Source organism: Vibrio sp. MOR3 (genome assembly GCF_001557775.1).
GTDB classification, from domain to species: Bacteria; Pseudomonadota; Gammaproteobacteria; order Enterobacterales; family Vibrionaceae; genus Vibrio; species Vibrio jasicida.
Genome location: NZ_LNRD01000020.1, coordinates 40,183 through 62,448, shown reverse-complemented (window position 1 = coordinate 62,448; position 22,266 = coordinate 40,183). Strand labels below are relative to the sequence as shown.

The 22,266-nt window shown below is 44.3% G+C and carries 20 protein-coding genes; 11 read left to right on the top strand and 9 right to left on the bottom strand.

Annotated features, from left to right (window positions below; translation table 11 throughout):
* Positions 1–171: 171 nt before the first annotated feature.
* Complete coding sequence (locus ATB76_RS24465; RefSeq protein ID WP_038877579.1) at positions 172–930, bottom strand: Nif3-like dinuclear metal center hexameric protein; 759 nt, start codon at positions 928–930, stop codon at positions 172–174.
* Between the two features lie 132 nt (positions 931–1,062).
* On the opposite strand from ATB76_RS24465, the gene ATB76_RS24460 reads away from it, so the two are divergent.
* A complete protein-coding gene (locus ATB76_RS24460; RefSeq protein ID WP_061036237.1) occupies positions 1,063–1,815 on the top strand; it encodes a DUF1853 family protein in 753 nt (250 codons plus the stop codon).
* Between the two features lie 204 nt (positions 1,816–2,019).
* Here ATB76_RS24460 and pgm read toward each other — a convergent pair whose 3' ends face one another.
* Together pgm and seqA are read right to left on the bottom strand one after the other, a co-directional pair.
* Positions 2,020–3,666 carry a phosphoglucomutase (alpha-D-glucose-1,6-bisphosphate-dependent) gene (gene pgm, locus ATB76_RS24455; RefSeq protein WP_061036236.1) on the bottom strand — a complete coding sequence of 549 codons (1,647 nt, stop codon included), beginning with the start codon at positions 3,664–3,666 and terminating at the stop codon, positions 2,020–2,022.
* Positions 3,667–3,758: 92 nt separating this feature from the next.
* On the bottom strand, positions 3,759–4,301 hold the full coding sequence (gene seqA / locus ATB76_RS24450) for a replication initiation negative regulator SeqA (protein ID WP_061036235.1): 543 nt from the start codon (positions 4,299–4,301) through the stop codon (positions 3,759–3,761).
* 92 nt (positions 4,302–4,393) lie between these two features.
* Here seqA and ATB76_RS24445 point away from each other — a divergent pair, with 92 nt between their 5' ends.
* The 3 genes from ATB76_RS24445 to fldA all read left to right on the top strand — a co-directional run bounded on the left by ATB76_RS24445 (position 4,394) and on the right by fldA (position 6,077).
* Positions 4,394–5,161, top strand: coding sequence for an alpha/beta fold hydrolase (locus ATB76_RS24445; RefSeq protein WP_042602213.1), 768 nt, complete (start codon positions 4,394–4,396; stop codon positions 5,159–5,161).
* A 112-nt stretch (positions 5,162–5,273) separates the two neighbouring features.
* Positions 5,274–5,495, top strand: coding sequence for a DUF2788 domain-containing protein (locus ATB76_RS24440; protein ID WP_005446406.1), 222 nt, complete (start codon positions 5,274–5,276; stop codon positions 5,493–5,495).
* 48 nt (positions 5,496–5,543) lie between these two features.
* The gene (fldA, locus tag ATB76_RS24435; RefSeq protein WP_005436966.1) at positions 5,544–6,077 is read left to right on the top strand and encodes a flavodoxin FldA; all 534 of its coding nucleotides are present in this window, start codon (positions 5,544–5,546) and stop codon (positions 6,075–6,077) included.
* Positions 6,078–6,131: 54 nt separating this feature from the next.
* On the opposite strand, the gene ATB76_RS24430 is transcribed toward fldA, so the two are convergent.
* On the bottom strand, positions 6,132–6,635 hold the full coding sequence (locus tag ATB76_RS24430) for a DUF4442 domain-containing protein (protein WP_009707215.1): 504 nt from the start codon (positions 6,633–6,635) through the stop codon (positions 6,132–6,134).
* A 199-nt stretch (positions 6,636–6,834) separates the two neighbouring features.
* Between ATB76_RS24430 and fcrX the strand changes: the two genes are divergently transcribed.
* Both fcrX and ATB76_RS24420 read left to right on the top strand, forming a co-directional pair.
* The gene (gene fcrX, locus ATB76_RS24425; protein ID WP_010643296.1) at positions 6,835–7,284 is read left to right on the top strand and encodes a ferric iron uptake transcriptional regulator FcrX; all 450 of its coding nucleotides are present in this window, start codon (positions 6,835–6,837) and stop codon (positions 7,282–7,284) included.
* Positions 7,285–7,355: 71 nt separating this feature from the next.
* On the top strand, positions 7,356–7,943 hold the full coding sequence (locus tag ATB76_RS24420) for a type II secretion system protein (protein WP_042602214.1): 588 nt from the start codon (positions 7,356–7,358) through the stop codon (positions 7,941–7,943).
* A 53-nt stretch (positions 7,944–7,996) separates the two neighbouring features.
* Here ATB76_RS24420 and glnS read toward each other — a convergent pair whose 3' ends face one another.
* Both glnS and nagE read right to left on the bottom strand, forming a co-directional pair.
* A complete protein-coding gene (gene glnS / locus ATB76_RS24415) occupies positions 7,997–9,667 on the bottom strand; it encodes a glutamine--tRNA ligase (protein WP_061036234.1) in 1,671 nt (556 codons plus the stop codon).
* 236 nt (positions 9,668–9,903) lie between these two features.
* Positions 9,904–11,478 carry an N-acetylglucosamine-specific PTS transporter subunit IIBC gene (gene nagE / locus ATB76_RS24410; protein ID WP_038865705.1) on the bottom strand — a complete coding sequence of 525 codons (1,575 nt, stop codon included), beginning with the start codon at positions 11,476–11,478 and terminating at the stop codon, positions 9,904–9,906.
* Between the two features lie 489 nt (positions 11,479–11,967).
* Between nagE and nagA the strand changes: the two genes are divergently transcribed.
* The 4 genes from nagA (at position 11,968) to asnB (ending at position 17,886) form a co-directional block, all read left to right on the top strand.
* A complete protein-coding gene (nagA, locus tag ATB76_RS24405; RefSeq protein WP_038865707.1) occupies positions 11,968–13,104 on the top strand; it encodes an N-acetylglucosamine-6-phosphate deacetylase in 1,137 nt (378 codons plus the stop codon).
* Positions 13,105–13,106: 2 nt separating this feature from the next.
* A complete protein-coding gene (locus tag ATB76_RS24400; protein ID WP_038865709.1) occupies positions 13,107–14,321 on the top strand; it encodes an ROK family protein in 1,215 nt (404 codons plus the stop codon).
* A gap of 81 nt (positions 14,322–14,402) precedes the next feature.
* Positions 14,403–15,992 carry a cation:proton antiporter family protein gene (locus ATB76_RS24395; RefSeq protein WP_042602215.1) on the top strand — a complete coding sequence of 530 codons (1,590 nt, stop codon included), beginning with the start codon at positions 14,403–14,405 and terminating at the stop codon, positions 15,990–15,992.
* A gap of 229 nt (positions 15,993–16,221) precedes the next feature.
* Positions 16,222–17,886, top strand: coding sequence for an asparagine synthase B (asnB, locus tag ATB76_RS24390; protein WP_042602216.1), 1,665 nt, complete (start codon positions 16,222–16,224; stop codon positions 17,884–17,886).
* 105 nt (positions 17,887–17,991) lie between these two features.
* On the opposite strand, the gene rfaH is transcribed toward asnB, so the two are convergent.
* On the bottom strand, positions 17,992–18,492 hold the full coding sequence (rfaH, locus tag ATB76_RS24385; protein ID WP_038865712.1) for a transcription/translation regulatory transformer protein RfaH: 501 nt from the start codon (positions 18,490–18,492) through the stop codon (positions 17,992–17,994).
* Positions 18,493–18,824: 332 nt separating this feature from the next.
* Between rfaH and ATB76_RS24380 the strand changes: the two genes are divergently transcribed.
* The gene (locus ATB76_RS24380) at positions 18,825–20,213 is read left to right on the top strand and encodes a peptide MFS transporter (protein WP_038865713.1); all 1,389 of its coding nucleotides are present in this window, start codon (positions 18,825–18,827) and stop codon (positions 20,211–20,213) included.
* Positions 20,214–20,298: 85 nt separating this feature from the next.
* Here the strand turns inward: ATB76_RS24380 and hemH are convergent, their stop codons facing one another.
* The gene (hemH, locus tag ATB76_RS24375) at positions 20,299–21,261 is read right to left on the bottom strand and encodes a ferrochelatase (RefSeq protein WP_042602219.1); all 963 of its coding nucleotides are present in this window, start codon (positions 21,259–21,261) and stop codon (positions 20,299–20,301) included.
* Between the two features lie 141 nt (positions 21,262–21,402).
* Positions 21,403–22,047: an adenylate kinase gene (gene adk, locus ATB76_RS24370; RefSeq protein ID WP_038865715.1), complete on the bottom strand. Its 645-nt coding sequence runs from the start codon at positions 22,045–22,047 to the stop codon at positions 21,403–21,405.
* Positions 22,048–22,266: the final 219 nt, after the last annotated feature.

Genomic DNA, 22,266 nt, shown 5'->3' with positions numbered 1-22,266 from the left:
TCGAGAATCGAGAATCGGATAAGTGCTGGGGTTGACGTGAAAGCGTCAACCCTTTCTTTTTTGAAGAGACGAGAACGAGCTACGCCCCATAGAACGCTTCGCTTCGAGATACGAGATGCGAGAAATAATTGCTTAACACTTTCGGATCTCACAGGGCGAAGCCTGTCCCTTTTATACTGGGTTATCAATATCGATAAACGTGACGTCTAACCCGTGCTCTTGCGCTAACCATTCACCCAACGCTTTAATGCCATAACGTTCGGTTGCGTGGTGACCTGCAGAGAAGTAATGAATATCCAATTCACGAGCCGTGTAAGTCGTACGTTCTGAGATCTCGCCCGAAATAAATGCATCTAATCCATGTTGAGCAGCAAGCTCAATGAAGTCTTGACCACCACCGGTACACCAACCTACTGTCTCAATCATTTTTTCTGCATTGTCAGGCGCGATATGCAAAGGTTCACGGTTTAATACGTGATTGATTTTGTTCGTGAAATCAGTGCCAGTCATTGCTTGTTTTAAGCGGCCAAACAGAGCGACAGATTGAGGGTGTCCTTCTAAGCCACCTTCCACTTCAATGTCTAGCAAGCGTGCCAACTCTGCGTTGTTACCCAACTCAGGATGAATATCTAGCGGTAAATGGTAGCCGTAAAGGTTGATGTCACTTTTGATCAAACTGCGGATACGCTTTCCTTTCATACCACGAATTGGCTCTGGTTCACCTTTCCAAAAGTATCCGTGATGAACAAGCAGTGCATCAGCCTCTAACTCGATGGCTTTATCGATCAATGCTTGTGAGGCCGTTACGCCTGTCACGATGCGTTTGATTTCTGATTTGCCTTCAACTTGCATTCCATTCGGTGCGTAGTCTTTAATAAGTTGCGGCGATAATTTCTCGTTAAGGATCTTTTCCAGCTGTAAATTATTCATTGTTACTTCCAATACTTATGGCTTAAACAAAGTGTATATCGAACCGCGATCAGGATGCTAGTTGTGGCATCCCCAACCAGAATAAATTTCGATATAATAGAAAGGCTCTGCCCGTGACAACAAGGATAATGGATGAATTCTCTACAACGTTTCTATCAATGGATTGCTAGCACCCCACCACTTTTTAAACTTCAAACGCCCTTTGTCACCGTCGAAGACATTCTGACACCACCTCTATCGGACAATGAAGATTACGATGGCAATCCACGACTTGGCTTCCTTTACCAACACCTTTGCACCAAGCTACTGACTTGCTCGCCTCGATATGAACTGGTTGCTGAAGAGATTCAACTCAACGACACGGCTGGCCGCACAATTGGCGCCGTCGATTTGATCCTCGAGAATCAGGAAACCAAACAATACGAGCATTGGGAAGTGGCTATCAAATTTTACTTACTGAATGAAGGCATTTGGTATGGCCCGAATGCACATGACCAACTGCATAAGAAACTCGATCGCATGCTTACCCACCAACTAAAAATGAGCCAGAGAGAAGAGTTCCACCAGCAGTTACCGTTAGACGTTGTACCGAGCGAACACTTACTGATGCAAGGTCGCCTCTATGTAAATCCTTTTTCAGACGAGCCAACCCCTACAACCTGTTTAAGTTACGAGCTAAACCAAAGCCAAATATCCGGCAATTGGTGTTATCAAAGCCAATGGGAAGGGATTAAAGAACCTTTATATGCTCTTTCCAAACCACTATGGGCAATTGGCAATGAGGAGTTCTTGGAACCCATCGATAAACCATCAGATAGGTTTATTCACGCTCAAACAAAGAGTGGTCAATTTTGGTTTGTTGTACCTGATACGTGGCCGAACTAAAACGGGAAACGATTTTATTTTGCTTTTCTAGGAACAAGTTCCGTCAACACCTTCTTAATCAAAATACCTTTCCGCTATACTCTCAACGAGCACCTCTCGATTCCTAAAGCTAAGCGCTCCCGACTCTCGAAGCGCAGCGTTCCCTCTTCACAAACAAAAAAGGGCCGACGCAATGTCGACCCTTTCGAACCTTAATCGTTTGAATTACAAACCAGCGGCTGCAAATACTTGATTAACGATTTCTTGTGCTTCGGCTTCGATTTGTTTTAGGTGCTCTTCACCTTTAAAGCTTTCACAGTAAATCTTGTAGATGTCTTCAGTGCCTGATGGACGAGCAGCGAACCAACCATTGGCTGTCGTTACTTTAAGACCACCAATCGCAGCACCATTACCTGGAGCGTGCGTCAGACGAGCGGTGATTGCATCGCCAGCTAGAGTTTCAGCCGCGACCATTTCTGGTGACAACTTCTTCAATACGTCTTTTTGTGGACCATTTGCGACAGCTTGAATACGGTTGTACTTAGACTCACCGTGCTTCGCCGCTAGCTCTTCATAGTAATCTTGAGGGTTCTTACCCGTTACCGCAGTGATCTCTGCAGCTAGAAGACATAGCAAAATACCATCTTTGTCTGTTGACCAAGGCGTTCCATCTTTACGAAGGAAAGACGCACCAGCACTTTCTTCGCCGCCGAAGCCAAACTTACCAGTGTACAGACCGTCCACAAACCATTTGAAGCCAACAGGCACTTCACATAGCTCACGACCTAGATCTGCAACAACACGGTCAATCAGAGCGCTTGAAACTAGCGTTTTACCAACAGCGACATCTTTACCCCACGCGTCACGGTGACGGTATAGGTAGTCGATACAAACCGCTAAGAAGTGGTTCGGATTCATCAAACCTTTTGGCGTAACGATACCGTGACGGTCGTAGTCAGGGTCGTTACCAAATGCTAGGTCGTACTCGTCTTTCAGTGCCAATAGACCCTCCATTGCGTAAGGAGAAGAACAGTCCATACGTACAACGCCGTCTTTATCTAATGACATGAATTGGAAAGAAGGGTCAATAGCTTCACTTACTAGCGTTAGGTCTAGGTTGTATGCCTGACCAATTTGACGCCAGTAATCGATGCCACTGCCACCCAATGGATCTACACCAATCTTCAGGTTTGCTTTTTGGATTGCTTCCATATCGATAACGTTCACTAGATCATCGATGTATGGTTTCACCAAGTCCATCTCAACAAACAGATCCGATGCTTTAGCTTCTGCTAGTGGTAGGCGTTTAACACCTTGTAAACCTTCAGCAATCAGAACGTTCGCACGATCTTCGATCGCTTGAGTCAGTTCAGCTTCTGCAGGACCACCATGAGTCGGGTTGTATTTAATACCGCCGTCTTGTGGTGGGTTATGAGATGGGGTAATCACAATGCCATCTGCCTTATCATCGTGCTTGATGTTGTAAGTCAGAATCGCGTGTGAAATACCTGGCGTTGGCGTGTAACCGTTGTCTTGTTGGACAATCACTTTCACACCGTTTGCAATCAATACTTCAATCACACTTGAAAACGCTGGTTCAGATAGCGCGTGCGTGTCTTTGCCCACAAACAATGGACCTGTTGTACCTTGCTCAGCACGAACTTCTGCTACCGCTTGAGCGATCGCTAAAATGTGGTTTTCGTTAAAAGTGTGCTTGTCTGCAGTACCGCGGTGGCCAGAAGTACCAAATTGAACTTTGTGTTCTGCGTTTGCTGCGTCTGGTTGAAGTAAGAAGTAGTTAGCAACGAGTGCTGGGATATTGTGAAGATCTTCCTGCTGCGCTTTTTGCCCAGCACGAGGGTGCATAGCCATGTTTGACATCCTTTCTTTAAAAACAAATAAAATCAAAAAAGCCTCATAATATCCGCTAAACGCTACACATTATGAGGCTTCTATCAGGTTTCTTAGATTGAACCTGTTACTTTCTCTATTAAGTCAGGCTGGAATTCCATGTGAGTCATCACCTGCTCCACCATTTGTCGCTTACGACTGGTGTTGTTGTTGGTGATTACCCAGAATGGCGTGCCAGGAATTGCTTTAGGTTTGGTAGTGTTACCGTTTGCTAGCAGAGTCTCTTCGTTATCAGCAAAGTAAACGCGTTTGCGTCCTTTCACTTTTGTCGCTTGAGAGAAACTCTCTGGATTCAGTTTGTGTAAGGTTGATAATACCAACATGAAGCGATCAATCGCTTTCTTAAGACCAGCAAACTCATCAGAGATAAGTAGAGAACGCATCTCTTTTACGATATCTACTGATTCTGCTTTGCCAGCATCTTTACTTACTACAATCCCTTGTGGCTGTTCTACTACAGGCGCAACAACTGCTTCCCGCAACTGGCCATCAAGGTTCAAAAGGCGTCGTAAAATATCCGAGGCACTTTCACCGATATGCTTGGTTTGACCCGCAATGTAACGGTATAGATCCTCATCAACCTCAATTGTTTTCATTCGCTTTTCACATTCTCAATGTTTAAACTCTGGGGGATTATAACGAGATCCTCGCGGATACTCCACGTTAAACCCATCACGAATAAGATAAAATGTCAGCATTACTCAACTATAAGCAGGAAGGGCAAGGCCAAACGGTTGTTTTGATTCATGGATTGTTTGGCAGTTTCAGTAATCTAGGTTTACTGGCTCGCGACCTCGTTCAAGATCACTGTGTGATCAGTATTGATCTACGAAATCATGGCCTCTCTTTCCATTCAGAGACACACAATTACGAAGTGATGGCACAAGATGTTGCTGATTTGCTTCGCCATTTAAGCATCGAGCCAGCACTTGTCATCGGCCACTCTATGGGTGGAAAAGTTGCGATGAAACTGGCAGATATCGCTCCTGAATTCGTAAAACAACTTATTGTCTTAGATATGGCGCCAGTGGCTTACCAGACTAATCGCCATGATAACGTCTTTAACGGTCTGCAAGCCGTAGTAAAAGAGCAACCAACTAACCGCCAACAAACCATGGACATTCTTGCTCAACATATTGAAATGGATGGTGTAAGACAATTCTTATCGAAGTCGTTATACAAAAACGGCGATAAAATGGATTGGCGCTTCAACGTTGCTAGCTTGCTCAACAACTACGACAACATCATTGGTTGGCAAGAAATTACACCAACAGACATCCCAACTTTATTTGTCAAAGGTGGTGGTTCTGATTACTTGATGCCTGAGCACCAGCCAGCCGTTAAGCGACAGTTTAACAATGCAAAAGCGCACATTATTGCTAATACAGGACACTGGCTACACGCTGAAAAACCAGCAGAAGTCATGCGGGTGATCAGGAAATATATTTCGAGTTAACAAATTCGAAAAACAACGCTAGATTATTGAAATAACCCTTCTTGTTGTGCATTAACTTTACCGTTTAACAGTGGTATAGTGCGCCCAAGAATTTTTGGCATGAAGGACGACAATGCTATACGACTATATGGACATGCTCGAGTCGATCGGGCTCGATCTTCTTTTTGCTGCTATCTTCTTTTTCATCGGGATGGCGATAAAAGATGTACTAAAGCAAGGCAATGTACCTGTTTTTGGTCGTCGTATTGTATGGTTAGTTCTTTTCCTAGGCTGCGCTGGTTTCATCGCTAAAGGCCTGATTCAGCTCAGTTGGGAAGGCACAGGGCTAGGTTAAGCTCCTCTCCCCATCGCCAGTAACAAACAATGTAAAGGTATAGACTCTATGGCAAGTGTAGGTATCTTCTTCGGTAGCGACACAGGTAATACTGAAGCCGTTGCAAAGATGATTCAAAAGCAACTAGGTAAACAACTAGTTCACGTTCAAGACATCGCAAAAAGCAGCAAAGAAGACATTGATAACTTTGATCTTCTACTTCTAGGTATCCCAACTTGGTACTACGGTGAAGCACAATGTGATTGGGACGATTTCTTCCCAGAGCTTGAGCAAGTAGACTTCTCAACGAAGCTTGTTGCGATCTTCGGTTGTGGTGACCAAGAAGATTACGCAGAGTACTTCTGTGACGCAATGGGCACAGTACGTGACATCGTTGAAGCAAAAGGCGGCACTATCTTGGGCCACACTTCAACTGAAGGTTACGAGTTCGAAGCGTCTAAAGCTCTCGTAGAAGGTGACGATAGCCAGTTTGTTGGTCTATGTATTGACGAAGACCGCCAACCAGAATTGACTGACGAGCGCGTTGAAAACTGGGTTAAGCAAATCTACGAAGAGATGTGCCTAGCTGAGCTTGAAGGCTAATAACGCATTCATTAAAAAAGACCTCCTAATTGGAGGTCTTTTTGTATCTGCCTATCAGGAAGCTTCCGTTGCTACCTCTTCCTCTCTGTATTGAGGTTTCTTCCTCACATACAACTTGCGCTGCACTTCGGACACTACATTGCCGTCTTTGTCTTTCACGTGAGTAATAAACTCCGGAAAGCACTTTTCACCATTACGAGTCATTTGGTAAATATCGTCTAACATGCCTTCGGTTACTTCAAACTCGGCAAACAAATCACTCTGTCCAGGTTTAATGAAATTGATGCTGGCTTCTTTGTCCCAGACGTAATATTCCTCACGCAGAATCCCCATCAACATCAGTGAGTAGATCGGGTCGGTCAACGAGAAAATGCTGCCACCATATTGGGTTCGATTGGCGTTTTTGTTCCACCAACGAAGCTTCAAGCGGACTTTAACCGTTCGAAAATCTTCAGAAATATGTAAGATTTTGATACCTGCGCCCCAAAATGGCGGCCAAATATTGAGCGCAAACTTCACAAATCCCGGTTTATATATCTTGGCAAGTCGCTTATTCATAACTATCCGTAGTCTTTGCGTTCTAATGTTATCAATTTGTAACTGGTCTGATCTGTAATATAATCGACCTGTTTCCAATTTACAAAAAGAATCTATTAACCCTTTGAAGTTCGTGGTTTAATGTTCAGTACGCTTCGCCTATAATGGTAGGAATATTGAATTCTGTTAAATCGCTGCAGATGATCCAACGGGAAAGTATATGTCAGATAATAATCAGGCGCTGAAGGATGCGGGTTTAAAAGTAACCCTTCCAAGGCTAAAAATTCTAGAAGTACTTCAGCAGCCAGACTGCCAGCACATCAGTGCTGAAGATTTGTACAAAAAGCTGATTGATCTAGGTGAAGAGATCGGTCTAGCAACCGTTTATCGTGTACTAAACCAGTTCGATGATGCTGGTATTGTAACTCGCCACCACTTCGAAGGTGGTAAGTCAGTATTTGAACTGTCTACTCAACATCACCACGATCACCTAGTGTGTTTAGACTGTGGTGAAGTAATTGAGTTTTCAGATGACGTGATTGAAGAACGTCAAAAAGAAATCGCAGCTAAGTACAATGTTACGCTTACTAACCACAGCTTGTACCTATACGGTAAATGTAGCGATGGTTCTTGTAAGACGAATCCTGACGCGCACAAGCCTGCAAAATAAAAAGTAACGCTTTTTATTAATAAAGACTCTAAACGTCAGCTTCGGCTGGCGTTTTTTTATGGAGACAAGCGATGAAGAAAAGGAATTCTTGTGGCTTTACCTTACTCGAACTGATTATTGCTATTGTTATTCTTGGGATACTTGCTGTTGTAGCCGCACCGCGATTCCTAAACCTTCAGGATGACGCCTACGAAGCAAAAATGGAAGCGATCGCAGACCAATTTGAAACCGCAGTTCGGTTTACACAAAGTCAATGGCTAGTGAATGGTGGCACACCTGAAGCACAGCAAAACATTGACGGTTATGGTGGTGGAGAATTGGATGTAAATGAGTTTGGCTTTCCACTTGGCACTGACAAAGGGAACCGAAATGGTGTAATTGGCAATCCCCACAATATAGGGCAAGGGAACGCAGGATGTATTGCCGTATGGCAAGCTCTATTAGGTGATGAATACTCGCTATCGAATAATCGGAATGCGAACGATAGGTTTGATTTTATAACGCGCCGTATCAGAGACAATGACTCCCACCAATCCGTTTGCTATTACACGTATACAAAAAAAGGTTACGAACGAACTCCCGAGAACTCAAGCTTTGTCATATGGTACGACTCAAAAACTGGTAGTGTCACAACATCCAAACCGACACGATTAGATTAATCATAAAAAATGCCAGCAGTGATGCTGGCATTTTTATTAGCGAAGAATAGAGATTATTGGTTCTCGATTTTCGCCCAAGTATCACGTAGACCAACCGTACGGTTGAATACTAGGTTATCTGCTGAAGAATCTTTTGAATCAGCACAGAAGTAACCCATACGCTCAAACTGGTAACCTGTTTCCGCTTCTGCAGTTGCTAGGCTTGGCTCAACAAAACCGTTTAGAACCACTAGTGATTCAGGATTGATTGTCGTAGCAAAGTCATCCGCAGCAGCTGGGTTTGGTACTGTGAACAAACGATCGTACATGCGGATTTCTGCAGGCAATGCTTTGTCTGCTGATACCCAGTGAATTACGCCTTTCACTTTACGGCCATCTGCCGGGTTCTTACCTAGCGTTTCAGCATCGTAAGTACAGAAGATTGTTGTGATGTTGCCTTCCGCGTCTTTCTCGATGCGTTCAGCCTTGATCACGTATGCGCCACGTAGACGAACTTCTTTACCTAGAACAAGACGCTTGTATTTCTTGTTTGCTTCTTCACGGAAGTCTTCACGTTCGATCCAAACTTCACGAGTAAATGGCACTTCACGCTCACCCATCTCAGGTTTGTTTGGATGGTTAGCAACTGTCAGCGTCTCTACCGCGCCTTCTTCGAAGTTCTCGATAACGATCTTAACTGGATCTAGAACGGCCATCGCACGTGGTGCGTTTTCGTTTAGATCGTCACGAATACAAGATTCTAGTGAACCGAACTCAATCATGTTCTCTTGCTTCGTTACGCCAATACGCTTACAGAATTCACGAATAGATGCTGATGTAAAGCCACGACGACGCAGACCAGAGACTGTTGGCATACGTGGGTCATCCCAACCATCAACCAATTTCTCAGTCACTAGTTGGTTTAGCTTACGCTTAGACATCACTGTGTATTCAAGGTTTAGGCGGCTGAATTCGTACTGGTGTGGACGACAATCAATCGTGATGTTGTCTAGAACCCAGTCGTACAGACGACGGTTATCCATGAACTCTAGAGTACAGATAGAGTGCGTAATGCCCTCTAGCGCATCAGAGATACAGTGTGTGAAGTCGTACATCGGGTAAATGCACCACTTATCACCAGTCTGGTGGTGAGTCGCGAAACGTACACGGTAAATAACTGGGTCACGCATTACCATGAATGAAGAACCCATGTCGATCTTCGCACGTAGACACGCTTTACCTTCTTCGAATTCACCTGCGCGCATTTTTTCAAATAGCGCTAGGTTTTCTTCGATTGGGCGATCACGGTATGGGCTTGGTTTACCCGGAGCCGTTAGCGTACCGCGGTATTCACGAATCTGCTCAGGACTTAGCTCATCAACATACGCTAAGCCTTTATTAATCAATTCAATTGCATATTCGTAAAGCTTGTCGAAGTAGTTTGATGAGTAACATACTTCACCATCCCACTCGAAGCCCAACCAGTTTACATCTTTCTTGATAGACTCAACGTATTCGATGTCTTCTTTTTCAGGGTTTGTATCGTCAAAACGCAAGTTACATTGACCCTGGTAGTCCTGAGCAATACCGAAGTTCAAACAGATAGACTTAGCATGACCGATATGCAGGTAACCGTTCGGCTCCGGCGGGAATCGAGTATGCACGCTAGTGTGTTTACCATCCGCTAGATCTTTATCAATAATCTGGCGAATAAAGTTTGATGGACGAGCATCAGCTTCACTCATCTATAGCACCTCAAAAATATTAGTATTGTCAGAGAAAACAGAACTCCACAACCAAGGTTGGATTTGCAGAGTGCATTGTTCCTAATGATCCACAATTCTTAGCGATTAGACAACAAGAACCGTCGTTAAAAAGGCAATATTTCTCTACTTAGGTGGAAACCAAAGCATATTGAAACGCTTGAAACAAAAAAAGACCTCCCGAAGGAGGTCTTTTATAGAGAGTCTTTAAGATGTTACTAAGGAAGTTTTACATCTGATAGGTCTTCACCTGCACCGATTGCTTTCATTTCACCAGCAACGATTTCTGCAAGAGGACCAAGGATAACTTGTAGGTTGTTTTCACCTAGCTTAACCACACCCTTCGCACCAAGTTTCTTAAGAACAGCTTCGTCAGCGACTGAGCGGTCTTTAAGAGTAAGACGTAAACGAGTGATACATGCGTCAATTGAAGTTAGGTTGTCGTGACCACCTAGTGCTTTCAGGTATTGACGAGCTAGGTCACCTTTTGGTGCATCACCAGCTGGAGCAGCAGATGCATCTTCATCGTCATCTTCACGACCTGGCGATTTCAGGTTGAATGCGCGGATTGCGAAGCTGAATGTGAAGAAGTATAGAGCACCGAAGCTTAGACCTAGAGCAAGAAGCACTAGAGGCTTAGTAGCTAGACCGTAGTTCAGTACGAAGTCGATTAGACCCGCAGAGAAACCAAAGCCATGTAGCGTGCCAAGCATGTTTGCAAGTACTAGAGATAGACCAGTAAACACGGCGTGCATTGCGTATAGAGCAGGAGCAAGGAACACAAACATGAACTCTAGAGGCTCTGTAATACCTGTTAGGAATGAACAGAACGCTACTGAGAATAGTGCGCCACCAACTTGGCTGCGTTTCTCAACTGGTGCTGCTAGGTACATAGCTAGTGCCGCACCTGGTAGACCGAACATCATTACAGGGAAGAAGCCGTTCATGAATACACCAGCGCTCTTATCGCCGCCGAAGAAGCGGTGTAGGTCACCAGATTTAAGCGTTTCAGTTACTTCTTTAACCGTTGCTGTGATTTCTGGAGTTACAGAGTTAGCGAATTCGAATGTGTGAGTTTGACCAGCAACAAGAGTCTTAGCTAGAGCTGGGTCAACACAAAGCTGTTGTAGAGCAGGAAGTGCTTGACCAGCAGCAGTTGCGCCAGATACTAGAACTTCTTGACACGTACCCATACCGAACCAGAAGTACGAGTTTAGTACGTGGTGTAGACCTACAGGGATAAGTGCGCGGTTAAGCGTGCCGTAAACGAACTGACCGATAGCACCAGAAGTAGAAACTGCGTGCGCTAGCGCGTCAAGACCGCCTTGAATTGTTGGCCATACAACACCAGCAAGAGCACCAGCTACAAGCGAGAATAGACCCGCCATGATTGGTACTAGACGTTTGCCAGAGAAGAATGCCAACCACTCAGGAAGACGAGTAGCATGGAAAGCGTTGTAAGAGTGACCAGCGATGATACCTGCAATGATACCGCCGAAGAATGACATGTTAACACTTGCATCAATTGTCGCTGCAGTAGCAGTTAGCACGAAGTAAGCAACTGCACCTGCTAGACCAGCAGCACCTTGACCGTCTTTAGAAAGACCGATCGCGATACCTAGACCGAATAGTAGTGGTAGTTGACTAAAGATTGCATTACCAGCTGATGCCATAAACGCAATGTCTAAAAGGTCAGGTTGACCCAAACGTAGTAAAAGCGCTGCAACTGGAAGCGTTGCGATAGGAAGCATAAGAGCTTTACCTAACTTCTGCGCGTATCCAAGAATATTCACCTTAAGTTCCCCCTATAGGATTTTATGTTTTGTCGAATGACTTATTTCAGTCGTTCAATTTAGTCGCTACCAGTTTATGATATTAATTTTGCTCCGCAAATTAAAAGCTCATTGTTTGTGATCATAATCACCAGAAACAGCCCTTTGGGAAGGTTTTTGCTAGCGAGATCATAAAACTTATTTTATTATACGAAAAAATGGCGTTTTAGAGATAAGATTCTCGCACTTTATGCAAGACAGAATCAGTGTTATTTTGGTATCTCTACAGATGATTCGCAGTAACTTCGCTCTGGAAAACAATCATAAAAACTAATTCATTTATTATTTTTCAGTTAGTTACTCTGATAATGACATCGATAAAACGCGACTTGCTGTATGTGACTCGTTATCTAATTCAGTGATACAAACTAAGTACCAGCATGACTCATGCAGTCACCAGTTAGATAACGGGACAGAAAATGAATTCTCATCTATAAGGACTAGCTGACTATGTACGCGCTAAGTAACTGTAAAATCTATACCGGTAGTGATGTTCTTACCGATCATGCGGTCATCATCGACAATGACCAGATTCAATCAGTTGTGCCAGTAACTCAATTACCAGAAGGTATTGAGATCAAAGATCTGGACGGTGCAAATCTAAGCCCTGGTTTTATTGACCTTCAGCTAAACGGCTGTGGCGGTGTGATGCTAAACGACGAAATCACACCTGAAACCATGCAAATCATGCACGAAGCCAACCTAAAGTCGGGTTGTACTAGCTTCCTACCAACTCTTATCACGTCTTCAGACGAAGACATGCGTGCTTCGATTGCTGCGGCTCGTGAATACCACAACAAATACCAAAACCAATCGTTAGGTCTTCATCTTGAAGGTCCTTACCTTAACGTTGCGAAGAAAGGCATCCACAGCGTGGACTTCATCCGCCCTTCTGACGATGGCATGATTGACCTTATTTGTGCGAATGCAGATCTCGTAGCAAAAGTAACACTAGCACCAGAGCAGAATGATCCTGAGCACATAGCACGTCTTAAAGCGGCAGGTATCGTCGTATCAATCGGCCATACAAATGCGACTTACGCAGAAGCGCGTGAAGGTTTTGAAGCAGGTATCACCTTTGCTACTCACCTATTCAACGCAATGACGCCAATGGTTGGCCGTGAACCTGGTGTTGTTGGTGCGATTTATGACACTCCGGAAGTATACGCCGGCATCATTGCTGACGGTTTTCACGTAGACTACGCAAACATCCGAATTGCTCATAAAATCAAGGGTGAAAAGCTTGTTTTGGTGACGGATGCCACAGCTCCAGCAGGTGCTAACATGGATCACTTTATTTTTGTTGGTAAGAAAGTATATTACCGAGATGGTAAATGTGTTGATGAAAATGGCACATTAGGCGGCTCAGCTCTGACTATGATAGAAGCAGTTCAGAATACAGTTGAGCACGCAGGCATCGCTTTAGACGAAGCTCTACGAATGGCTACACTGTACCCAGCAACCGCAATCGGTGTTGAGGAACGTCTTGGCCGAGTTCGAAAAGGAATGGTGGCAAACCTGACTATTTTCGATCGTGACTTCAATGTAAAAGCGACGGTTGTTAACGGACAATACGAGCAAAATTAAGCATGAATGGCGGACAGATTGGTAATGTAGATTTAGTAAAACAGCTTAACAGCGCTGCGGTATACAGGCTGATTGACCAACAAGGTCCAATTTCCCGTATTCAAGTCGCGGATGTTAGTCAGCTCGCCCCTGCGAGTGTTACCAAAATAACCCGCCAACTCTTAGAGCGCGGCTTAATTAAAGAGGTCGCGCAACAAGCATCTACCGGTGGTCGCCGAGCGATATCGTTGACCACTGAGGTAAAACCCTTCCACTCTATCGCTGTGCGATTAGGCCGAGACTACGTGCAATTTAGTTTGTACGATCTAGGTGGCACGGCGTTGGCAGAAGACCAACACGAACTTCACTACACCAATCAGGCTGACTTGATCGCTGGTTTGATTGATCTGTTGAAAGACTTCGTAAATCGCTGCCAAGATAAAATCGACCAACTTATTGCTATCGGCATCACCCTACCTGGCTTGGTAAACCCAACCACAGGTGTTGTTGAATACATGCCAAACACAGATATCGATAACTTAGCGCTTGGCGAAATCATCCGTGAGAAGTTCAATACTGCGTGTTTCGTTGGTAACGATGTACGTGGTATGGCTCTGGCTGAACACTACTTTGGTGCAAGCCAAGATTGCCAAGACTCAATTCTGGTCAGTGTTCACCGCGGTACTGGTGCGGGCATCATCGTAAATGGTCAAGTTTTCTTGGGCTTTAACCGCAACGTAGGTGAAATCGGCCACATCCAAATTGACCCACTCGGTGAGCAATGCCAATGCGGTAACTTTGGTTGCTTAGAGACCGTAGCGGCAAATCCAGCAATCATTCAACGTGTGAAAAAACTGATTGCACAAGGTTACGAATCTAGTTTAACTCAGCTTGAACACATCACGATTGAAGATGTTTGTAACCACGCAATGAATGGTGATGAACTGGCGAAACAAAGTCTGGTTCGTGTGGGTAATCAACTTGGTAAAGCGATTGCAATTACCATCAACTTATTCAACCCACAAAAAATTGTCATTGCTGGTGACATTACTGCCGCTGAAGAAATTGTTTTCCCAGCGATTCAGCGAAACGTAGAAAACCAATCTTTGAAGACCTTCCATAACGAACTTCCAATTGTTGCTTCTCATATTGATAAACACCCAACAATGGGCGCATTTGCGATGATTAAACGCGCCATGTTGAACGGAGTTTTGTTACAAAAGTTACTAGAAGACTAAGTTTATACAACCAATTGAGTTACAATCTCGGGCTGTGATTTCACAGCCCGTTTTTGTATATCAGGAATATAGCTCAACAGTATGGAAATTATTCTAATTACAACGGCCTTCATCGCCGGTTTTATTGCGCTCAAATGCCACCTCCCTCCATTGGTTGGCTTTCTACTTGCCGGCTTTGGCTTGCACGCGTTTGGTTACCAAAGTAATGACGTCATTGTTACCCTTGCAGATCTTGGTGTTACGCTTCTCCTCTTTACAATTGGCTTAAAGCTAGATGTCAAAACCCTACTCTCTAAAGAAATTTGGGGAGGAGCCACGGCGCACAACGTTCTTTCAACTCTTTTCTTTGCGCTTGTTTTTATTGGACTAAAACTGCTCGGCTTATCCTCATTGAGAAGCATGGATAGCTCGCAAATTCTACTTCTCGCTTTTGCTTTATCATTTTCCAGTACTGTATTTGCCGTTAAAACACTGCAAGAAAAAGGTGAGATGAACGCGACCTACGGGACCCTAGCTATTGGTATTCTGGTTATGCAGGATATTTTTGCCGTGGTTTTCCTTACCGCTTCAACAGGTAAAATTCCGGAGTGGTATGCGATAGGTTTGTTTGCATTGCCTCTTCTTCGTCCATTGTTCTATAAACTCTTAGACAAGGTAGGCCATGGCGAGATGCTGGTTCTCTTCGGTATCTTCTTTGCGTTAGTCGTTGGCGCAGGCCTATTTGAGCTTGTAGGTATGAAGCCTGACCTCGGTGCTCTTATCCTCGGTATGCTCTTGGCAGGACACCGTAAAGCATCTGAATTATCCAAATCTCTATTCAATATGAAAGAACTATTCTTAGTCTGCTTCTTCTTGAATATTGGTTTGTCGGCATCTCTGAGCTTCACAGGCATTGGTTTGGCGTTGCTGTTTATTTTACTACTGCCAATTAAAGGTCTGCTTTACTTCCTAACCATCAACTATTTCAAATTCCGCGTACGTACCTCACTGCTGACATCACTATCATTATTCAACTACAGTGAATTTGGTTTGATCGTCGGTGGATTGGCCTACAAAATGGGTTGGATGCCAAGTGATATGCTTGCTGCGATTGCAGTTGCCGTCTCCATTTCTTTCATTATCTCTGCACCATTGAACCGCTTGGGTCACCAGATCTACCAGCATTCTGGGAAATGGCTACAAGAAACAGCAGCCGAAAAGCTCAATCAACGCGACCAACTTATCAACCCGGGCCATGCTCAAGTCCTGATTTTAGGTATGGGCCGAATTGGCACTGGTGCCTACGATGAGTTGCGTTCTCGCTATGGCAAGATTTCTCTTGGTGTAGAAGTCCGTGAAGAAGCAGCGCATAAACACCGTTCTGAAGGACGCAATGTAATTTCTGGCGACGCGACCGACCCCGATTTCTGGGAACGAATTTTAGACACAGCCAATGTAAAGTTGGTCTTACTGGCGATGCCACATCACCAAGGAAACCAAACCGCATTAGAGCAACTACAAAGCCGAAAATATAAAGGCCAAATTGCAGCGATTGCTGAATATCCCGATCAGCTAGAAGGATTACTAGAAAGTGGTGTTGATGCGGCGCTGAACATTTATAGTGAAGCCGGTAGCGGTTTTGCGCGTCATGTTTGCGAGCAACTTCAACCTCAGTTCACCCCGATGAAATAAGCATCAAAAACAATATTTTTATTGAGCCCTCTAACAACAAGAGGGCTTTTTTGTGTGTTTTTTATACCAAACCTTAATCTCATTCATCAAAACAAGACTTATTTTAAACACCATCTAATAGACAAGCCTTTTTATCATTTTTTTAATCATAAAACGTTGCTTTTTTTACTCACAATGGCAAATTGAAGCCATACCGATTAAAAATTGTTTAGTTTAAAAAGGATGTTGTATGTGTTCAGTATTTGGCATTTTAGACATTAAGAGTGATGCAGCAGCATTGCGCCCTATCGCACTTGAGATGTCGAAAAAGCTTCGTCATCGCGGTCCAGACTGGTCTGGAATCTACTCATCAGAACGCGCAATTCTTGCGCATGAGCGTCTAGCGATCGTTGGTCTAAATAGTGGTGCTCAACCACTGTACAGCCCAGACAAAAAACTCATCCTTGCTGTAAACGGTGAAATCTACAACCACAAAGAGATTCGTGCTCGCTACGAAGGCAAATACGAATTCCAAACCGATTCAGATTGTGAAGTTATCCTAGCGCTATACCAAGACATGGGCGCAGACCTTCTTGAAGAACTAAACGGTATTTTCGCATTCGTACTTTACGATGAAGAAAAGGACGAATACTTAGTGGGCCGTGACCACATCGGTATCATCCCGCTTTACCAAGGTTACGATGAGCACGGCAACTACTATGTTGCTTCAGAAATGAAAGCACTAATACCAGTATGTAAGACCGTGAGCGAGTTCCCTCCAGGTTGTCACTACGGCAGTGCAGATGCAGAGCCTCAACGCTACTACACTCGCGACTGGAATGAATACGCAGCCGTACAAGGTAACAGCACTAGCAAAGAAGAATTGACTGAAGCTCTAGAAGCAGCGGTCAAGCGCCAACTAATGACTGACGTGCCTTACGGTGTACTTCTTTCAGGTGGTCTAGATTCTTCTATTACGTCTGCGGTAGCGAAACGCTTTGCAGCGATGCGTATTGAAGATGATGAGAAGTCTGAAGCTTGGTGGCCACAACTGCACTCTTTCGCTGTCGGCCTAGAAGGTGCGCCCGATCTGAAAGCTGCTCGTGAAGTTGCTGACCAAATTGGTACGGTTCACCATGAAATGACATACACCATCCAAGAAGGTTTGGATGCCATTCGTGACGTGATTTACCACATTGAGACGTATGACGTAACAACGATTCGAGCTTCTACTCCGATGTTCCTTATGGGTCGTAAGATCAAAGCAATGGGCATCAAGATGGTACTGTCTGGCGAAGGTGCGGATGAGATTTTCGGTGGTTACTTATACTTCCACAAAGCACCAAACGCTCAAGAGTTCCACGAAGAGACGGTACGTAAGCTTCTCGCTCTAAACATGTTTGACTGCGCACGTGCTAACAAATCACTAGCAGCGTGGGGTGTAGAAGGCCGTGTTCCATTCCTAGATAAAGAGTTTATTGACGTTGCAATGCGCCTGAACCCAGCAGACAAGATGTGTGGCAACGGTAAAATGGAAAAACACATTCTACGTGAGTGTTTCGAGCACTACCTACCAGAGTCAATTGCATGGCGTCAAAAAGAACAGTTTTCTGATGGTGTAGGCTATAGCTGGATCGATACTCTAAAAGAAGTGGCTGAGCAGAAAGTGACTGACCAGCAAATGGAAACAGCGCAGTTCCGTTTCCCTTACAACACACCAACCACAAAAGAAGGTTATGTGTACCGCGAGATCTTTGAAGAGCTGTTCCCGCTACCTTCTGCAGCTGAATGTGTTCCTGGAGGCCCTTCAGTAGCGTGTTCTTCAGCGAAAGCGATTGAATGGGATGAGTCTTTCCAAAACTGTGTAGACCCATCAGGACGCGCTGTGCAAGCCGTTCATAACGACGCATATTGATTCTAAGGTAGGACTGGCTCCACCAGCTGCCTTTCAGTCTTTAGGAACAAAGATCAAAAAGAGGTGCAAAAGCACCTCTTTTTTTTATACCAGAATGACTGTTGGTTATTTTAAATCGAGGTCATTATTGTCTATGCTTACCGGCACTCGCTTAGTGATCATCTGCACTAACATGATTGAGCGCTTCTCACCATCTTGCTCTTGGAAGATGGCATCTATACCCGCAAACTGCCCGCTTTTAACTCGAACCTCATCACCAGGCTGTGGCATACATTCAGAATCAGAATGATCGTCTGTGCAGGTTTCCAGCTGTTTAAGCTCAAAAACCAGATCACCTTGGATTTCTTTAGGCTGCGCACCAAAACGCACAAAATCCACAACACCACGTGTAGAACGTACTGAGGTGAAATTAGGGCCTTTTTCATAATCAAATCGAGCAAATACATAACACGGGAACAATGGCTCTTCGACTTTCTGTCGCTTACCCCGTAAGATCTTTTCGACCTCAACAGTTGGGTAAAAACACTCTACACCCTGATTTTCTAGGTGCTGTTTTGCCCTAACTTGTTCTCCACGTTTACAATAAAGTAAATACCAACGTTTCATTTTTTACTAGCCAATTATATTTTTCTCTCATCCTAGCATTAAGCCCAAGATGAGTCATGGATATTCAAGTAACCTATCAATAAGCCACTTTATATTGCACATACAACTTACACCTTTTCATCAGCTTAAGAAAATAAGTCTATAGGCAAAAATGAAAAGTAAGTTTGTAACACGACCAAATCACCGACAAAAACCCCGCCATTTCAACACTAAGCAGTCATTTCATAAGGTAAATGAATCGTCACATAAAATTTTATTGTTTGTCAGACATAAAATTGCCATGTATACGTAGATTTCGTTAAAAAATGTAATAACTACTATTAGAAGAGCTTATGTCAAACCAACATCAATACTTTGGTCACCCACGTGGCTTGTTCTTATTGTTCGGTACAGAACTATGGGAACGCTTTTCTTACTACGCAATGCGCGCCATTCTAGTACTTTATCTCACTGACACAACCATGAACGGTGGCCTTGGCTGGTCGACTAAAGATGCCCTAGACCTTTACGGCATCTATACTGGACTTGTCTACATCACTCCGCTTATTGGTGGCTACCTTGCGGATAACTATCTAGGTCAACGCCGTTCGATCCTCATTGGTGGTGCATTAATGGCTATCGGCCAATTTACGCTAGCAATGCCAGCTGATGCGCTCGGTCTTGGCTCTCTACACACTTTCTACCTAGGTCTTGCTCTGCTTATTTGTGGTAACGGTCTATTTAAGCCAAACATCTCAACAATGGTTGGTGACCTTTACAACGAAGGTGATAACCGTCGTGACGGCGCATTCACTATCTTCTACATGGGTATTAACCTAGGTGCACTACTTGCAGGCGTGGTATCTGGCTCAGTAACCAATGAATTTGGTTGGAAAGCCGGTTTCGTTGCCGCTGGTGTTGGTATGATTGTCAGCCTTGTGATGCAAATGACCATGGCTCAATCTTGGTTAGGTGATATTGGCCGTGTACCAGCAGCAAAACGTGACCTAGCAATTAAAAAATCTGCGAAGAAAGAGCCTCTAACTAAAGAAGAAGTCGACCGAATCAAAGTTATCCTTGTGATGAGCTTGTTCACTATCGTTTTCTGGGCGGGCTTCGAACAAGCCGGCGGTCTAATGAACATCTACACACAACAATACACAGATCGTATGATCGGTGGTTTTGAAGTGCCTGCTGCGTGGTTCCAATCACTAAACCCATTCTTCATTATTACTCTTGCACCTGTATTAGCCGTTCTATGGGTGAAGCTGGGTAAACGTGAACCTAACTCGCCAATGAAGTTTGCCTTCGCAATGTTCTTCCTAGCACTAGGCTTCCTATGTATGGTTGGTGCCGTTATGGAGCAAGGTGGTGATACTGCGGTTAAAACATCAATGCTATGGCTAGTAGGTGCATTCTTCTTCCATACGTTGGGTGAACTGTGCCTATCTCCTATTGGTCTATCTCTAGTAACTAAGCTAGCTCCGCTACGTCTTGCATCACTTATGATGGGTGCATGGTTTGGCTGTAACGCGATCGCAAACTACGTTGCAGGTTATGTTGGCTCTCACGTAGGTGAGCTAGGTGCACTAGCAATCTTCAGTGGTATTGCAGTAACAGCGACTATCTCTGGTGTAATTCTACTGTTGTTCTCTAACACGCTAGTTCGTTGGATGCACGGTGCAGAAAATACACACAGCACAGCAGAACAAATTGAAGAGCAACAAACTCAAGTTGCTTAATATAAAGTACAAATAAAACAAAGGGTCGCAATCGCGACCCTTTTTATTCTCTGTAAACAAAACAGAAGCTCGAAGGCATGAAAGATTAAAGCTTAGAACGCACCAAATCGACCATCATATCAATGTGCATATCATTGTCGTTTAAACAAGGGATGTAGCTAAAGCTCTCCCCGCCTGCTTCAAGGTAAATCTCACGGCACTCTTCTGAAATCTCTTCCAACGTTTCCAAACAATCTGACGAGAATGCAGGCGTTAGAATACTTAACTTCTTCTTACCTTGGCTTGGTAATACTTCTAACGTTTTATCGGTGTAAGGTTGTAACCACTCTTCACGGCCAAATCGAGACTGGTACGTCATACCGAACTGGTCATCAGTTAACCCTAATGCTTCACCTAACAATCGCGTCGTTTCTTCACAATGTTTAGGGTAGATATCACCATTGTTGGCATAGCGCTTTGGAATACCATGGTAAGAACACAGCAGGTAATCCCCTTTCCCATGCTCTTCCCAATGTTCACGTACTGATTGCGCTAATGCTGCGATGTACTTGGGGTGGTTGTAATAATCACGAATAAAGCTAAATTCTGGCATCACTGGCATTTTTTTGAACGCTTTCGTCATGCCATCAGAGACTGCAGCTGTCGTCGTCCCCGAATACTGCGGATATAGCGGCAACACGACCACTTCTTCGACACCTTGCGCTTGCAGGGCTTCAAAACCACTTAGAAGACTTGGGGTACCATAAGTCATTCCTAATTCCACAGGCATGTCTAACGCGACTGCGAGCTTCTCTGCTTGTCGCTTAGAGTGCACCATCAAAGGCGAGCCTTCTTCCATCCATACAGATTGGTAGAGTTTTGCAACTTTCGGCGCGCGTACTGGCAAAATAATACCGTGAAGGATTGGGCACCACAGCCAACGAGTCATATCGACAACACGGTGATCATGAAGGAACTGACTGAGAAAACGCTTTACTGCCGGTGCGGTCGGCTCATCGGGAGTGCCAAGGTTAACCAGTAACACCCCTTGCTTATTATTGTTTTTCATAACATCCTATTCATGGTAAACGGCGTTGGTTGTACGATGAGTATAAGAAATTGGTTCACCGTTCAAACAAGCTGAATAAAAAAAAGCGACCCTAAGGTCGCTTTTAAATATATCAAAATATTAAATTTTGCCGCTAGCAAATTATGCTAGTGCTTTCTCAATATCTGCACTTACTTCTGCAACTTGCTTAGTGCCGTCAAACTTAAGGTACTTAGTGTTACCTGCTTCTGCTTCTTTACCGTAGTACTCGATAAGTGGTGCAGTTTGCTCGTGGTAAACACCCAGACGTGCGCGTACTGTTTCTTCTTTGTCGTCATCACGTACAACAAGATCTTCGCCAGTTACGTCATCTTTACCTTCCACTTTTGGTGGGTTGTAAACAACGTGGTAAGTACGACCTGATGGAAGGTGTGCACGACGACCAGCCATACGCTCAACGATTACGCTGTCAGCAACGTCGAATTCGATTACGTAATCGACATCAACACCCATTGCTTTTAGACCATCAGCTTGAGGGATAGTACGAGGGAAACCATCTAGTAGGAACCCTTTTGCGCAATCGTCTTGAGCAATACGCTCTTTGATAAGGCCAAGGATGATTTCATCAGAAACTAGCTGACCAGCGTCGATAACAGCTTTAGCTTGTTTGCCAAGCTCTGTACCTGCTTTGATAGCAGCACGAAGCATATCACCAGTAGAGATTTGTGGAATACCGTATTTATCCATGATGAAGTTTGCTTGTGTGCCTTTACCAGCACCTGGAGCACCTAGAAGAATGATGCGCATGATTTATCCTCTTTAATATTTAAGATTTATACCGAAGCTCACAATAGCTGGCTTCTTGGGCCGCAACCCGTCGAGGCAGTCGCAACGATAAGTTTCGGTATAACGTTTAGGCGAGCCAAAATACACGCCTTATTACTCACATTCAAGTTCGAGATTCTAACACAGGTTCACTAAGCAATGAGCAGATTAAGACTAAAGAATGTTAGCGATGCCTGCTTT

Bases quoted from the DNA above. Each gene is read 5' to 3' on its own strand.
- ATB76_RS24440 (WP_005446406.1), top strand. From the start codon at position 5,274: ATGCTATACGACTATATGGACATGCTCGAGTCGATCGGGCTCGATCTT.
- seqA (WP_061036235.1), bottom strand. From the start codon at position 4,301: ATGAAAACAATTGAGGTTGATGAGGATCTATACCGTTACATTGCGGGT.
- ATB76_RS24380 (WP_038865713.1), top strand. From the start codon at position 18,825: ATGTCAAACCAACATCAATACTTTGGTCACCCACGTGGCTTGTTCTTA.
- rfaH (WP_038865712.1), bottom strand. From the start codon at position 18,492: ATGAAACGTTGGTATTTACTTTATTGTAAACGTGGAGAACAAGTTAGG.
- fcrX (WP_010643296.1), top strand. From the start codon at position 6,835: ATGTCAGATAATAATCAGGCGCTGAAGGATGCGGGTTTAAAAGTAACC.
- ATB76_RS24400 (WP_038865709.1), top strand. From the start codon at position 13,107: ATGAATGGCGGACAGATTGGTAATGTAGATTTAGTAAAACAGCTTAAC.
- ATB76_RS24430 (WP_009707215.1), bottom strand. From the start codon at position 6,635: ATGAATAAGCGACTTGCCAAGATATATAAACCGGGATTTGTGAAGTTT.
- adk (WP_038865715.1), bottom strand. From the start codon at position 22,047: ATGCGCATCATTCTTCTAGGTGCTCCAGGTGCTGGTAAAGGCACACAA.
- asnB (WP_042602216.1), top strand. From the start codon at position 16,222: ATGTGTTCAGTATTTGGCATTTTAGACATTAAGAGTGATGCAGCAGCA.
- fldA (WP_005436966.1), top strand. From the start codon at position 5,544: ATGGCAAGTGTAGGTATCTTCTTCGGTAGCGACACAGGTAATACTGAA.
- ATB76_RS24465 (WP_038877579.1), bottom strand. From the start codon at position 930: ATGAATAATTTACAGCTGGAAAAGATCCTTAACGAGAAATTATCGCCG.
- nagA (WP_038865707.1), top strand. From the start codon at position 11,968: ATGTACGCGCTAAGTAACTGTAAAATCTATACCGGTAGTGATGTTCTT.
- ATB76_RS24395 (WP_042602215.1), top strand. From the start codon at position 14,403: ATGGAAATTATTCTAATTACAACGGCCTTCATCGCCGGTTTTATTGCG.
- ATB76_RS24445 (WP_042602213.1), top strand. From the start codon at position 4,394: ATGTCAGCATTACTCAACTATAAGCAGGAAGGGCAAGGCCAAACGGTT.
- ATB76_RS24460 (WP_061036237.1), top strand. From the start codon at position 1,063: ATGAATTCTCTACAACGTTTCTATCAATGGATTGCTAGCACCCCACCA.
- pgm (WP_061036236.1), bottom strand. From the start codon at position 3,666: ATGGCTATGCACCCTCGTGCTGGGCAAAAAGCGCAGCAGGAAGATCTT.
- glnS (WP_061036234.1), bottom strand. From the start codon at position 9,667: ATGAGTGAAGCTGATGCTCGTCCATCAAACTTTATTCGCCAGATTATT.
- hemH (WP_042602219.1), bottom strand. From the start codon at position 21,261: ATGAAAAACAATAATAAGCAAGGGGTGTTACTGGTTAACCTTGGCACT.
- ATB76_RS24420 (WP_042602214.1), top strand. From the start codon at position 7,356: ATGAAGAAAAGGAATTCTTGTGGCTTTACCTTACTCGAACTGATTATT.